The following is a 13803-nucleotide window of genomic DNA, read 5'->3' as shown; positions in this document are numbered from 1 at the left end:
ACCTCAGTAATCCTTGTGTTCACGGAAAACACCTTGTTTGCCATTGGCGTTAAAAGCGATGACCTGGTAGTCGTCCTTCCGGCCGGTTTCCATGCCGGGGGTGCCATGGGGCATCCCGGGCACGGACAAGCCCACCATGTTGAACTGCGGATCTTCAAGGTAGTCCAGGATGTCATTGGCCGGCACATGTCCCTCAATCACCAGGTCACCGATCAGCGCGGTGTGGCAGGACGCCATATCACGGGGTACGTCGTACTCTTGCTTGATGTCATTAAGGTTGTCGGTTTCAACAATGCGGGTCTCAAAGCCATTGGCCGCGAGGTGCTCGGCCCAGGACTGGCAGCAACCGCAATTGGGGCTCTTGTAAATGGTGATGGCCTGACCTGTCTCTCCACTCTCGGCTAGAGCAACCGATGGCTGGGCGGATTCGTCGGCCTGGATGGCCAATGTGGTGGCGCCAGCGCCGATAACGATAGCGGCTATACCCGTATACAGGGCGAGTTTTTTGGTCTTCATGGAAAATCCTCGGTTGGAATCGCTTATGTGCAGTGCAGGGCTCGGGGATGCGCATGCATCCCCGGCCAAGAACTTCAGTTCATGAGGGTGCCCAAACGGTTATTTGGCGCCGGTGTCTTTGCCTTCCATGCCACCATGCATGCCATCGCCACCATGAGCCTGCATCATCTTCATGCACGCCTCGGTCATGGCTTTACGGTCTTCAGGGGACATATCCGACATCATGTTCATCATCCCCATCATGCCGTCCATACCCTCCATGCCGTGCGAGGACATCATGCCATGGTGTTCGGAATGGCCGGCCATCATGCCGGCGCCTTCGCCATGGGCAACGGCGGAGAAGAGGGCGACGCTGCCTGCCAGAATAGCGGCGGTTATGGTGAGCTTGAGTTTTGGATTACGCATTTGATTCACTCCGGTTAAAGTCTCGTTACGGATGAACGGAAGTACGGGACTTTGTTGCAAGAATTAACGTTAAAGAGCTTGCCGCGATGGGCAAAAACCCGGGTTAAAACTCAGGAGTGGTGTTCTGGAGGGGGTGTAATGGAGGTCAGGAATGGATCTTGGTAGAGAGCCGTTCGCGCGGTCAATAGTAGTTGGGAGCCGGTGTCAGTAAAACCAATGGAGGTCCGCGGTAACAGGGCAAGGCTGACGCTGACGCCGCATTTGATCGGACCAGCGCCACTTGGGCACGCCATTTCAGGAGCCGAAACACAATCCGTTTCTGTGTCTGAGGAGTAAGCGGCGTCTTCAGCCTGGTCCATCATCATGGTGCCGCAATTCGCCATCGCTGGCTCCGCCTGGCCGCCTGCTACTTTTGACAAAGCAAACGCCGGCGCGCTGATCACCAGAAGCAGTGACAGCAACACGGAAATGATTGGGCGGTTCTTTGCGGACATCCTAATTTCAAGCACCAAGCTGTGAGGACACGACCTATGACATACAATCAATCTGTCAGTTCCGCAGATCCTAGCACTTTTCTATTCCCAAAACACACCCGCCCGGTCGGAAAGGGAATGGGCTTTTCGATGAATTGGCTGAACGTTGTATTTTGGCGCGGAGGAGAACTGGCAAAAGTGGCGTTTGGCTAAAGTCGGGCGAATATGACGGAGTGTTATCCCCCAGGCATTCAAAGGCTTGACGAAGGATTACGCGTGGTTGAAGGGGTGTGGAACAGAATGCTCGCTTTGCGACCTTTGGACTCTGTTCCCCGTAGCTAGAGCCGCTTCTGTTTTTTCCTAAAGTTGCTAATTTGAAATCCGGCCATACTTGTCAAAACGCTAACTACGGGCTTTCGCCCATTGTTGATACTCGGTCAAGGGAAGAGGCCGAGAGTAGTGAAACCCCTGAACCAGATCCGCTCCTAGGTCGGTGACAATCTTCCTTTGTTCTTCCGTCTCAATACCCTCAACGGTAACTTCGAGTTTTAGTGCCTTGGCCATGGAGATCATGGATTCCATGATAGTGCGGGCATCAGCGCTGGTTTCTAGGTTTTCGACAAACGCCCGGTCGATCTTCAACCCCGACAGCGGTAAGTGCGTCAGGTACTGAAAGGATGAATACCCTGTTCCGAAGTCATCAAGGCTGACTTTGAAACCCTGGTCGCGCAAGCTCCTCACGGCTGTTTTTGCTTGTTCAGGGTCCCGGATCAGTGCGCCTTCCGTAATTTCGATTTCCAGAGATTCAGGACTGACACCATAAGAAGCTACGATCCGTCCCAGATCCTCGATTAAAGCCGAGTTCATCAAGTTGTCGATCGCGAAATTTATGCTCACCGACATGAGATTGTGTGATTTGATGTTTTCACAGGCCTTGGCGATCACGAATCGCGTTACAGGGTCTATCAACGAAGTACTTTCAACCTTGGGCATGAACAGCCCGGGCATGACCATCTTATTATCCTGGTCAAACCAACGCAGCAAGGCTTCAGATCCAACGTGGCGGCCTGTTCGCATACAGATTTTGGGCTGGTAAAACAGCTGGAATTGTTGTTTGACAAGTCCATCACGGACTCGCGCTATCAGTTGAACGCGCTCCGCGGTTTTCTGGTCGAACATAGGATCGTAACGCCTGTAGGGAACATTGTTCTCGATAGCCACGGATAAGCCGGTTCTCGCGCGGTTTACGACGATTTCCGGATTCTGATCGTTATCTCTGATGAGGTAGCTTCCGGCAACTATCTGAACGCGAAATGGGATGCCCTTCACAATGGTTTCTTCTTCGCCCACTCGCTTGGCAATGTCAAAAACGGCGCCCACTTTTTCCTGGCGATCAACCTCCTCTTGAGACTCAACGGAGAACAGAATGGCCAGCTCCGATTTGCTGAACCGGTAGACTTGGTGAGGTATCTCGATGTTCTGAGTGATTTGCCTGGCCAGGTCTTTGACCACCTGTTCCGCTGTATCAGCACCCATTGACTGCAAGATCTCCCACAGGTCCTGCATCCGGACCAATAATATCGCGGATGAGGAAGGATTATCCTGGCTCGTCCTTCGCAGTAACCTTTTGAGGTCTCGGTTAAGGGCTGCTTGTGTACCTAGGCCGGTTTTATGATCGATTTCGAGTGCATGGAGATGCCGCTGATTGGCTAGCCGAAGGCTCTGGAAAATCCCTGCTGAAAAAACACCGATAAGCAGAAAGAAAGCGATTCGCGCCAGCCAATTGTCCGTCGATTGGTAGGTATCGGTTGATACGTCCAGCGGCATTAACGGGCCGATGAGAAGTCCACCCGCCACCGCACCGAGAATTGCCCCGGGTAGTCCAAACCAAACTGTGGATAACAGAATTGGCAGCAGGATTACATAGGGGTAGGCATATCCTGTACCACCAGTGAAGTAAACCACCCATGTGCCAGCTGCAAAAAAAATTATAATGAACAAGAGTCTAGAAATAGACCTCGCAAACTCCGACATTTGTGGCCATTTCTGCGAGTGCCAAATACTGTTGAAGGTAGGAAGGTAGCTACTACTCTCTCTATTCATCTAACTGCCTTTTATGGTCGGGTCTTTGAAGAATAGTCAGTTCATTGTTGATGGTTTACCTGAGAGACTCACAATTGCAGGCTGCCTTATTATTGCTGTTTAAGGCAGCCATTGAGATCGTAGTTCAAACAATAACGGTTATCCTGTAATGATTTGTTACGTCACTAATTACCAGGAAGATTTGATTCGAATTGAAAATCGTAGGAGTCACGCCCCATGTCCTACACGCAGACGCTCTCAGCAAATTTGAGTTCCTAAACCGCTGCAACTAAGCTCAAGTCGCAGGTTGTATCCAGAAAAGGGTCGCATCGTAAAAACCGCTATGTGCATCTGGTCTGGTACGTGACCCTCACCGAACCACTGAGAGGCCGGCATGATTTTTCCTTCCCAGTCTATGTCCATATTGGTTGTCGAGGACATTGCGGCAATGCGAAAAATGGTAAAAGACAGCCTGCGATTGATGGGGTTAAACAATGTTTCACTGGCTGAAAATGGCGAACAGGCACTATCCCTGTTGGGGACCACTCGAGTCGACCTAATTATTTCGGACAGCAACATGCCAAAAATGAACGGCATGGAATTGCTGAAAGTGATCCGCAAAACTCCAGCCTGGCGCAGCATTCCTTTTATGATGGTGACTGCGGAAAGCGACAGGACGTTGGTCAGTGAGGCCATTGACGAGGGCGTGACCCAATTCCTTATCAAGCCTTTTACCTACGCGGATCTCCAGTATCGGGTCAACAAGATTACCAATCAGGTGAAACACGCTGGCCCCGCAGAGATTGTCCCAACTGCGGAAGTAGCTCATGAAACACCAAACGAGGCGTTTGGCCACGATTTTGGGAGCGCCACTATTCTGCTGGTCGGCGATCTTTCGTCGGACAGGGCGGTGGCCACTACCATAGGCCGTCTTCACAATGTTCAGTCAGCTGCCAATGGCGAGCAGGCCTTGGAGATGATTCATATTCAGGCGACACCCGACCTCGTCCTGATGGAGGTGGCGCTGCCTGATACATCTGGATATGAGGTGTGTCGCCAGCTAAAAAGTGATCCCTCTACTGCTGCCATACCGGTTATATTTCTTACTGCACATGCAACGTCCAAGGAGATCACCCGGGGATTCAAGGCCGGTTGCGTGGATTACATCACCAAACCGGCTGATCCGACGGTGCTGCAGGCTCGCATCGCGACACATATTGAAATCCGCCATGCAAAAGAGGACCTGCGAAACCACATTGATGCTTTATTGGAGAATGCCCGCCTGCGCGAAGATGTGGAACGCATGACGCGCCACGATATTAAAAGTCCGCTATCTGCCATTATTTCTACCGCTGACGCGCTGTTACAAAACGGGCCTTGGACCAAGCATGTCGCAGGTGCATTGGAAACGATGCGAGACGCGGGTTTTGATGCCCTTAATATGGTGAACCGAACCCTGGATCTCTACAAAATGGAGTCGGGTGCCTACCACTTCGAGCCAGCATCCGTGAACCTGATCAAATTGGCAAAGCGGGTTGTCCGTGAGCTGCAGAGTGAGGCAGACCAGAAACAGGTCCGCTTATCACTGAGGCCGGCCTCGAATTGCGTTTGTCTCGGGGAGGAAAGCCTGTGTCTTTCCTTGTTGCGCAACTTACTCAAGAATGCCGTCGAAGCTTCTCCACCTGGCGATACGGTACATATTATGGTGAACAGAAAAGCCAAGATTAATCTCCTGATCCACAATAAAGGAACAATCCCCGAAAATTTGCGAGACACTTTCTTCGACAAGTATACGACTGCCAATAAAGCACAGGGCACGGGCTTGGGTACCTATTCTGCAAAGCTGATGACTGAAGTGCAGGGCGGTAAAATACGCTTCATGTCCAATCACAAGCAGGGCACTGTGCTGCACGTGGCGTTGGAGCCTGCCTTCACTAACGGGGATCAGCAACAAATGGCTTCGTAAGAACTGTTCATGCCACTTTCTTTGCCGGAACCTGTGGACAAAATCTCATGAACTGGACTGCCCCGAAAGGCATGACACCCCTCAGGCTCAACTGGACTTACCCCGAGATGGGCGGCATAAGACAGCCTAACGAGCCCCTTCGCAATCGGATCTGAATGCGCGCTTTGCGACCAAAGTTAAGATTACCAAGCGAATTTGTCTTCTTAAATACCGTAGAGCGGCTGTGCCACAGAGATGGTGGACTGAAAACCGTGCAAAGGTCACGTTAATGGGTGGTGATGCATCGGCCTAAATTGACTGGGCACTGCCAAGGCACCGTTTGGGCACAGGCGCACTGATAGGGAAAAATTCGTGATCTTAATCTTGCCGAGCAAAGGTCACTGATCGAATCGGAGGTTTTCGGATTGCTCAGGTGCGAATGACCACAGGTGAGGGGATTGCCTTAATGATAACTCATTGATTTTCCGAGTTAATGGCCCGCCCGAGAGGATTCGAACCTCTGACCTCCGCCTCCGGAGGGCGGCGCTCTATCCAGCTGAGCTACGGGCGGTCTTCAACAAAGTTAGCATGTTTGACCGTTGCCTTCGGTTCCGGATTTTTTCTCTGACCCTTGCCTCCGGAGGGCGGCGCTCTATCCAGCTGAGCTACGGGCGGTTGTCGGAATCAATGCTTTGGCATCAATTTCGAGTGCGCAATCTTACGTGTGATGGGGTGTCCTGTCCAGTCCTATTGGCCCTGGTTTCGCACAGTCGAAAGGTTCAGATGGAATCGGCTTCGGCTCTGGGGTTACGGGGGTAATAACGTTCCGGCAGGCGTTCGATGTGGGGGAAAAAGCGGGTGTCCTTGTAGGGCATTTTCATGAAGCCGGAGACGCCCAGGCCGGTGATCTGGTTTACCGCTGACAGGATTTCGTCGAGAAGCCGGGAAAATTCTCCCTCACGGTCAGGGTCCAGCAGCCGGTAGTGGCTGTGGATCTTGAGGTGGCGGGGGAGGGCTTCGAAGATGATCATGCCGGTGTGGTGAATATCGTTGAGGGATTCGAGTGCATTGATGATGGTCTGGGGCAGTACCAGGAACTCCTCCGGGTCCGGTCCGTCCTCAAAGTAGGAATGCACCCGGGATTCGTCTTCCACCTCTGGCGCTGCGCTGACTTCATAACGCAATTGCATGCCGGGTTCCGGCACGAAGGGCTGGTCCGGCTCGTCGCGGTCGATGTGCAAGGTGTTGCGGGCGTTGAACAGGCAGCTTTTGAAGATGCCCTGGCGGTAGATGGCCTGGGCCAGGTAGACCATGTTGTTGACGGCCCTGATGAAGGCAGTCTTCAGGCTGGGGTCATGCAGGTTCAGCGAGGTATCTATGTAGACCCCATCGGATTCCCAGCGCACGGCGAGGCCACCTTCCACGGGGTAACGTCCTAGCCGACTGACGGCGGCCAGGAAGGCTTTTTCCGTTTCCCCCATGCCCTGCATGAAGTTCTTGTAGTAGCGGTCCAGCTGCACGTCATTGACGTCGTTGAGGGTTTCCGGAGCCCCCTCCTGCCGCAGGAAGGATTTGCGGGAACTGTAAACCACGGTATCGATTTCGTGATCCGAGGTTCGGGTCCAGACCGGCACCAGTGGGTTCACCGGTGGCTCCGGCAGATCGATCATCACCGTGCGGGCCATTCTTGGCATTTCTTCCAGATAGTAGTCACCTGCCTTTCGGCGCGTCTCCGGGTCCGGGGCCAGCATGCCATCCAGCATGCGGGCGAATTCCATGGGCAGGCCCAGGGAGGTGGCGGGAATCGCCTGGTGGCCAAAACGGCATGACTGGCCGGAAGCCAGTGCATAGAGCGTCCCGGCAGCGCCCTGTTCGTCAAAGCGGGGAGACGACAGGCCGCCGTTGAGCTGCTCTTCGCCGATGAAGTAGACATCCCCCAGCCTTGCGTTAGTCTGCTGCAGATTGTCGGACATCAGCTCCATGACATTGGTGGTGAGGAACTGCAGGTTGGCGTCGAGCTGAGCAAATACCGACGAGCCCCAGTCGATCAGGGCGATGTTTTCGGTGCTGGCGTCGAAGACCAGGTTCGACGGTTTGATGTCGCCGTGCACGATGGGGCGCCCGGCGGGGCCGTTCTCCCGGCGCAGGTTGCGCAGGATGTCCGCGAGCTGGTCGGCGATACGCATCACCACTCGTGGTTTGAGGCGGCCCTCCCGCAGGGAGACTTCTTCCAGGTTAAGGCCGGCCGCCCGTTCCATTACCAGGATGGGCTGGTTGTGTGCCCGCTGATAGGCGATCAACCGTGGCACCCTGGGGTGGCGAACCTGCTCCAGTATATAGGCCTCGTCCTCCAGCCGGTCCTGTAGATGTTGTGGCAGATTGATGCGGGTGAATTTAAAGACGTGTTCGGGGCCGGTGTTGTCCGGGCTTGGCAGACGGCCTGCGAACACGAAGCCGTAGGCGCCCTTGCCAATCAGTTCTATGTCCAGGTAACCCAGTTGGCGGAGCTGGGTGGCACACAGTGCCACCCAGTCCTTGAGCTTCTTTGCATCGTCATGGCTGAGCAGGTAGATCGACTGCTCTTCAGGTATGTAGAACTGCTGCAGTTGCGTCTTCTGCGCCATGATGCCCCGTCAGCCGAGATGCAACAGCATCGATTGCGGCGATTCCATGTAGCCTTTCCAGCGATTGCAGAAACGCGCAATGGTGCCGCCATCGATGATGCGGTGGTCACCCGCCCAGCTTACGGTCATGATGGCCCGTTCCACCACCTGGCCGTTGGCATCAAATCGCGGCAGTTTCTGGGTCCGGCCCAGGGCCACAATCGCCACTTCCGGCGCATTGATGATGGGCGAGGCATAGGTGCCGCCCAGAGCGCCAATGTTGGAGATGGTGATGGTGCCACCCTTGAGGTCCTCCTGGCTGACACGGCCAGAGCGGGCCGCCTCGGTCAGACGGGCCACTTCATCGGCAATGCCCAGCAGGCTCAGGCTCTCAACACTTTTGACATTGGGAACCATCAGCCCGGCCTTGCCGTCCACCGCCATGCCGATATTGCAATTGGGCAGATAATGAATTTCCGTGACGTCGTCGTTGACGCGGCTGTTGAGCACCGGGAATTCCTGAACCGCCAGGGCCATGGCCTTCATGACGAATGGCATCAGTGTCAGCCGTGAGCCCCTGGCTTCGGCTTCCGACTTGAGCTGCTCCCGCAGTTTAAGCAGGTCCGTAACGTCGATGTCTTCGCTGTAGATGAAGTGGGGGATCGTGGTGGCCGACTTGACCATGCTGCGGGCCATCGCCGCTTTCATGCCCTTGATGGGTTCGATCCGGACTTCCTGCTCACGCTCTGGCATTCTGCGCCCGCTGCCCTGACTTGCTTGCTGGGATTCGCCGGCGCCTTCCCCGCTTTGCGCCGGCGCAGTGGGCTTGTCCAGGTGGGCGAGCACATCGGCCTTCAGCACCCGGCCATCCTTGCCGGAACCGGCGATATCCGCCAGGTTCAGGTCATGCTCACGCACCAGGCGGCGCACGGCAGGACTGGCGGGAATCCGCTGCCGCGCTCCTGTTGAAACCGGTTTGGCGGTAGCGGGTAAGGGTTCCGGTGCCGCCTTCGATTCGGCTTTTGCCTCGGTGGGCTCGTCACGGTCGCGGGGAATAAACGCAAACAGTGGGGAGTGTACCCGGGCCATCTCCTGCTGCTTATGGTAAAGCCTGGTGACGCGGCCAGCCTTGGGGGCGGTAATTTCCACCATGGCCTTGTCGGTCATGACATCCACTACCGGCTGGTCTTCCTCGATCTCGTCGCCTTCGGCCACGCGCCATTCCACCACCTCGCACTCAACGATGCCTTCGCCGATATCGGGAAGGATGAAGTCTTCGGTCTCATCACTATTGGTTGTGGTGGTGCCAGCGGTTCCCTGCACAGGCTCTGCTTCCTTCGTGCCAGCTTCGGCTTCTTTCGATGGTGCTGGAGGCGCTGCGTCCTTTTCACTGTCACCGTCGACTTCCACCAGTTCGAACAGCGGAGCGTGGACCTTCGCGATGTCGCCTTCCTTATGGTAGAGACGGGTCACCTTGCCCTTGTAGGGGGCCGGAATTTCCACCAGCGCCTTGTCGGTCATCACCTCGGCCACCGGCTGGTCCTCTTCGATCACGTCCCCTTCGCTGACCAGCCATTTGACCAGTTCGCACTCCACGATACCTTCGCCGATATCGGGCAGTATAAAATCACTCATGATTGCTCTCCTGTCCTGATATCAACCTAGAAATCCACGCTCGACCTGATGGCCTCATAGACCTTCAGGTGATTGGGCAGGTGCTCTTTTTCCAGCACCAATGGGAACGGTGTGTCCATCCCGGTCACCCGAGCGATCGGGGACTCCAGGTACAGGAAGCAACGCTCCTGTATCGTCGCCGCTATTTCGCCGGCGAAACCGCCGGTCAGCGGGGCTTCATGGGTAACCACCAGGCGTCCGGTCTTGAACACCGAGTTGGCGACGGTTTCCACATCCCACGGCAGGATGGTTCTCAGGTCGATGACTTCACAGGAAATGCCTTCTTTTTCCGCCATTTCGACGGCGTGTTCAATCACTTCCATTTGGGCGCCCCAGCCCAGCACGGTCACATCCGTGCCTTCCTTGAGCACTTCCGCTTCGCCCAGTGGCAGCCGGTAGTCCTCGTCCGGCACGTCGCCCACGGAGGCGCGGTACAGCCGCTTGGGCTCGAAGAACAGGGTAGGGTTCTGGTCGTGGATGGCAGCCAGCAGTAAGCCCTTGGCCTGGTGCGGGTTGCGCGGCACCACAATCTTGAGGCCCGGAGTGTGGGCAAAATAGGCCTCGGGCGACTGTGAGTGATAGAGCCCACCGGCAATGCCACCACCATAGGGGGCGCGAATGGTGAGCCCGCCCACATTGAACAGGTTGCCGGAGCGGTAGCGGAACTTGGCCGACTCGTTCACGATCTGGTCAAAGGCCGGGAAGATGTAGTCGGCAAACTGTATCTCGGCGACCGGCACGGAACCCTGGGCCGCCAGTCCGTTGGCAAAGCCGATGATGCCCTGTTCCACCAGTGGTGTGTTGAAGCAGCGGGCTTTGCCGTATTTCTGTTGCAGGTTGCTGGTGGCCCGGAAAACGCCGCCGAAGATGCCCACGTCCTCACCGAAACACAGGACCCGTTCGTCGGCGGCCATGGCGGTATCAAGGGCGTTGTTGATGGCCTGGAGCATATTCATCTGTGTCATCTCATGCTCCTCCCTTCGCGTGTTCTGCACTCTTCGGGTATGCGTCCGGATGACGGCGGATGTGGGCCTTGAGCCTGTCGAACTGTTCAGCCAGGGCTGGCGGCACCTCGTCGTAAACATCGCTAACCAGGGTATCCAGCGCCGGTGGCGGCCGTTTCTGCGCCCGTTTCATGGTCTCGAGCACTTCGCGGCGCATGTTCTCCTGCAGTTTTTTCTCGTCGTCTTCGGTCCACCATTTCTTGCGCTCGAGCCAGAGCCGCATGCGCAGGATGGGGTCTTTCTCGCGCCACACGGCTTCCTCGTCCTTGCTGCGATAGCCGGACGGGTCGTCGGAAGACGAGTGGGCGGCCAGGCGATAACTCATGGCTTCAATCAGGACCGGGCGATTGTGCTCCACCGCCAGGCTGCGGGCCGCTTTGGTGGCCTCGTGCATGGCGAGGATGTCGTTACCATCAACACGGATCACGTCCATCTTGTAGCCGTAGGCCCGCGGTGCCACGCCATCGGCGGCGAACTGTTCGGCGGCCGGGGTGGATATGGCGTAGCCGTTGTTGCGGCACAGGAAAATCACCGGAACGCGATGAACCGCGGCCATGTTGAGGGCAGCGTGGAAATCACCCTCAGAGGCGGCGCCTTCACCGAAATAGGTAATGGTGCAGTGGCCTTCGCCCCTGAGCTTCTGACCGTAGGCGTAACCGGTGGCCTGGGGAATTTGCGTGGCCAGGGGCGATGAGATGGTCATGTAGTTCAGCTTGGCGGAACCGTAGTGAACCGGCATCTGGCGGCCCTTGCCATAGTCCAGCTCGTTGCCGAACAGCTGGTTCATGAACTCATCAATAGTGAAGCCGCGATAGACCAGGGAGCCCTGTTCCCGGTACTGCGCCATGATCATGTCGGCGTCGTCCAGGGCGGCGGTACTGCCGATCACGGCGGCTTCCTCGCCGGTGCACTGCATGTAGAAACTCAGGCGGCCCTGACGCTGGGCGGCGAGCATCCGCTCATCGAGAATACGGGTGGTGACCATCGCGCGGTAGATGCGCAGGGCTTTCTCTTTACTGATTTCAGGGGCCTTGGCGCCCTTGTAGAGCGAGCCGTCCTGCTTCAGTAACTTGAAGGTGGGAATCCGGAATTCCGCACCGTCGGTAAAAACCGGGGAATAAGCAACTTTGGCTTTTGTTGTTGTCATAATCCTCTTCCTGGGGTAGTGGCCTGAGGAACAAAACACCCCTTGTGAGGGTGTCGATGTTTTTTTGAGTATAGCCAACCTGACAGAACCTGGTGCGGCTCCGGTCAAAATCGGCTAAAGTTTACCTTAACGTAAACTGCTTTGTTCTGGTAGACCCGGAAGGCCAATTTTTTCAGGCGGGGTAGAGAGGCTCGGGGGTCAGGCTGACGAGGGTTTCCTCATTGCCGATATTCACGGTGCCGTCCTGGATGGTGCACTGCAGGTTCATGCCGCGCTCAGACAGGGCGGCGAGTGGCTCAGTGGCTTCCGGCGGCAGATTGATGATGGTGAGGTTGTTGAACCGGGTCAGTTTGCCCTGGTGTTTATCCCACCACAGGGGCACGGCGCGGCCGCCGTAGGTGTACAGAATCACCTGATCGGAGCGGTTGCAGGCTTTACGAAGGCGGCTTTCATCCGGCAGGCCAAGCTCGATCCAGAGCTCGATCTCGTCGCTCAGGCTTTTCTGCCACAGGTCCGGTTCGTCGTCCGTGCTGATACCCTTGGTAAATTCCAGGCTGTCACTGGCGTTCAGTATGAAGGCCAGCAGGCGTATCATCATGCGCTCGTCGGTCTCCGACGGATGGCGGGCGATGGTGAGGTGATGGTCAGCGTAGTAGTGCCTGTCCATGTCGGCGATGTTCAGTGTCGCCTTAAAGATGGTTGCCTTGAGCGCCATTGAGCTTCCTGCATTGGTGTGGCCAGGGTGCTAGTGTAAATCAAATATCCAGTAGAGAAGCAACAGCCATGTCGATGTTGTACGGTTTTCTGGTTTTGACGGTGTTCTTTATCGCTGGTGAGGTCCTCAGGGTGCTGCTGGCTTTACCAGTCAGTGGTGGCGTTATCGGAATGATCCTGCTCACCCTGTTGCTGATGGCCAGGGGGTCCATCAGTGACAGCCTTGCCGGGGCTAGTCAGGCGCTGATTTCGGTGCTGGTGTTGCTGATTATGCCCGGTGTAGTGGGTGTGTTTTTTGTGGCCGAGGAGTTTGCGGGCCAATGGTTGGCCATTGGTGTCGCGCTGGCCGCGGGCACCCTGCTGAGCGTACTCACGACGCTATGGCTGATGCAGCGTTTCAGTGGCCCGGAGGCTGGCGGCCATGAGTGAATTGTCCGGCCGCTTCCAGGAATTGCTGGGCCTGCTTTCGACCAGCCCGGCATTGGCGATTGTGCTGACGTTAGGGGCATTTTTTGCCGGTAACCGCATTTTCAGGCTATTGAACCAACCGGTGTGGCTGCCGCCAATCCTGATCTCAGCCATGCTGGTCAGCGGGATGATCGCGATTCTGACGATGGATTACGCAGAATATCGCGAAGGCTCGCAATGGTTAACGGTCCTGCTGGGGCCGGCCACGGTGGCGCTGGGTGTGCCACTGTACCAGCAGATGCATCATATCCGGGCGTTGTGGCGCCCCATTCTGTTCACCCTGCCAGTGGCGGCCACGATGGCCGCGGTGTATGCCGTGGTGATCGCCGCCTCGCTGGGGGCCTCGGAGGAAGTGCTGGCATCACTGGCGCCGAAGTCGGTGACGGCACCCATTGCCATTGGCATCACTGAGCAACTGGGCGGCTCTGTGTCCCTGATGATGGGCGGGCTGCTGATTACCGGCATGCTGGCCACGCTGTTTGTGGACCTGATCTCCCGCTGGCTCTCCATTACTGACCAGCGCATCCTCGGTTTTGCATTGGGACTGAACGGCCATGCCCTCGGTACGGCAAGGGCGTTCGAAATAGGCCCCACCGCAGGCGCCTTTGCTTCACTGGGGATGGGTCTGACGGGCATCTTTACCGCCCTGATCCTGCCGCTGGCATTCCGACTTACGGGCATTTGAGGCGTACTGATACATTTAATTGCACAAAAAACGCGCGCAGAGCTTGCAAAGCCGCATGCAAATGACAATAATTATCAGTACCTTTCA

The 13803-nt window shown here is 56.2% G+C and carries 12 protein-coding genes and 1 tRNA gene; 3 read left to right on the top strand and 10 right to left on the bottom strand.

What is annotated here, in order from left to right; genetic code table 11:
- Positions 1-3: 3 nt before the first annotated feature.
- From QPL94_RS18940 to QPL94_RS18925, 4 genes are all read right to left on the bottom strand, one after another.
- Complete coding sequence (locus QPL94_RS18940) at positions 4-516, bottom strand: DUF411 domain-containing protein (protein ID WP_285359485.1); 513 nt, start codon at positions 514-516, stop codon at positions 4-6.
- Between the two features lie 99 nt (positions 517-615).
- Positions 616-921 (bottom strand): hypothetical protein, encoded by a 306-nt coding sequence (locus tag QPL94_RS18935; RefSeq protein ID WP_285359484.1) that lies wholly within the window; start codon positions 919-921, stop codon positions 616-618.
- A gap of 110 nt (positions 922-1031) precedes the next feature.
- Positions 1032-1415 carry a hypothetical protein gene (locus tag QPL94_RS18930; RefSeq protein ID WP_285359483.1) on the bottom strand — a complete coding sequence of 128 codons (384 nt, stop codon included), beginning with the start codon at positions 1413-1415 and terminating at the stop codon, positions 1032-1034.
- Positions 1416-1796: 381 nt separating this feature from the next.
- Positions 1797-3428, bottom strand: coding sequence for a bifunctional diguanylate cyclase/phosphodiesterase (locus tag QPL94_RS18925; protein WP_285359482.1), 1632 nt, complete (start codon positions 3426-3428; stop codon positions 1797-1799).
- A 442-nt stretch (positions 3429-3870) separates the two neighbouring features.
- Here QPL94_RS18925 and QPL94_RS18920 point away from each other — a divergent pair, with 442 nt between their 5' ends.
- Positions 3871-5442 carry an ATP-binding response regulator gene (locus QPL94_RS18920; RefSeq protein WP_285359481.1) on the top strand — a complete coding sequence of 524 codons (1572 nt, stop codon included), beginning with the start codon at positions 3871-3873 and terminating at the stop codon, positions 5440-5442.
- Between the two features lie 473 nt (positions 5443-5915).
- Here QPL94_RS18920 and QPL94_RS18915 read toward each other — a convergent pair.
- From QPL94_RS18915 to QPL94_RS18890, 6 genes are all read right to left on the bottom strand, one after another.
- Positions 5916-5992 (bottom strand) — tRNA-Arg (locus QPL94_RS18915).
- Between the two features lie 208 nt (positions 5993-6200).
- Positions 6201-8045 (bottom strand): protein kinase domain-containing protein, encoded by a 1845-nt coding sequence (locus QPL94_RS18910; RefSeq protein ID WP_285359480.1) that lies wholly within the window; start codon positions 8043-8045, stop codon positions 6201-6203.
- 9 nt (positions 8046-8054) lie between these two features.
- Entirely contained in the window at positions 8055-9659 is a 1605-nt protein-coding gene (locus QPL94_RS18905) for a dihydrolipoyllysine-residue acetyltransferase (RefSeq protein WP_285359479.1), read from the bottom strand.
- A 26-nt stretch (positions 9660-9685) separates the two neighbouring features.
- Complete coding sequence (locus tag QPL94_RS18900) at positions 9686-10663, bottom strand: alpha-ketoacid dehydrogenase subunit beta (protein ID WP_285359478.1); 978 nt, start codon at positions 10661-10663, stop codon at positions 9686-9688.
- A 1-nt stretch (position 10664) separates the two neighbouring features.
- The gene (locus tag QPL94_RS18895) at positions 10665-11849 is read right to left on the bottom strand and encodes a thiamine pyrophosphate-dependent dehydrogenase E1 component subunit alpha (RefSeq protein WP_285359477.1); all 1185 of its coding nucleotides are present in this window, start codon (positions 11847-11849) and stop codon (positions 10665-10667) included.
- A 172-nt stretch (positions 11850-12021) separates the two neighbouring features.
- Positions 12022-12564 carry a YaeQ family protein gene (locus tag QPL94_RS18890; RefSeq protein WP_285359476.1) on the bottom strand — a complete coding sequence of 181 codons (543 nt, stop codon included), beginning with the start codon at positions 12562-12564 and terminating at the stop codon, positions 12022-12024.
- 68 nt (positions 12565-12632) lie between these two features.
- On the opposite strand from QPL94_RS18890, the gene QPL94_RS18885 reads away from it, so the two are divergent.
- Positions 12633-12992: a CidA/LrgA family protein gene (locus QPL94_RS18885; protein WP_285359475.1), complete on the top strand. Its 360-nt coding sequence runs from the start codon at positions 12633-12635 to the stop codon at positions 12990-12992.
- Positions 12985-13716: an LrgB family protein gene (locus QPL94_RS18880; RefSeq protein WP_285359474.1), complete on the top strand. Its 732-nt coding sequence runs from the start codon at positions 12985-12987 to the stop codon at positions 13714-13716. The genes QPL94_RS18885 and QPL94_RS18880 overlap by 8 nt, the downstream gene beginning before the upstream one ends.
- Positions 13717-13803: the final 87 nt, after the last annotated feature.

Origin of the sequence: Marinobacter sp. SS13-12, from assembly GCF_030227115.1 — a bacterium.
Classification (GTDB): Bacteria; Pseudomonadota; Gammaproteobacteria; order Pseudomonadales; family Oleiphilaceae; genus Marinobacter.
The sequence above is the reverse complement of the archived record's forward strand: the minus strand, read 5'-3'. Positions and strand labels throughout refer to the sequence as shown.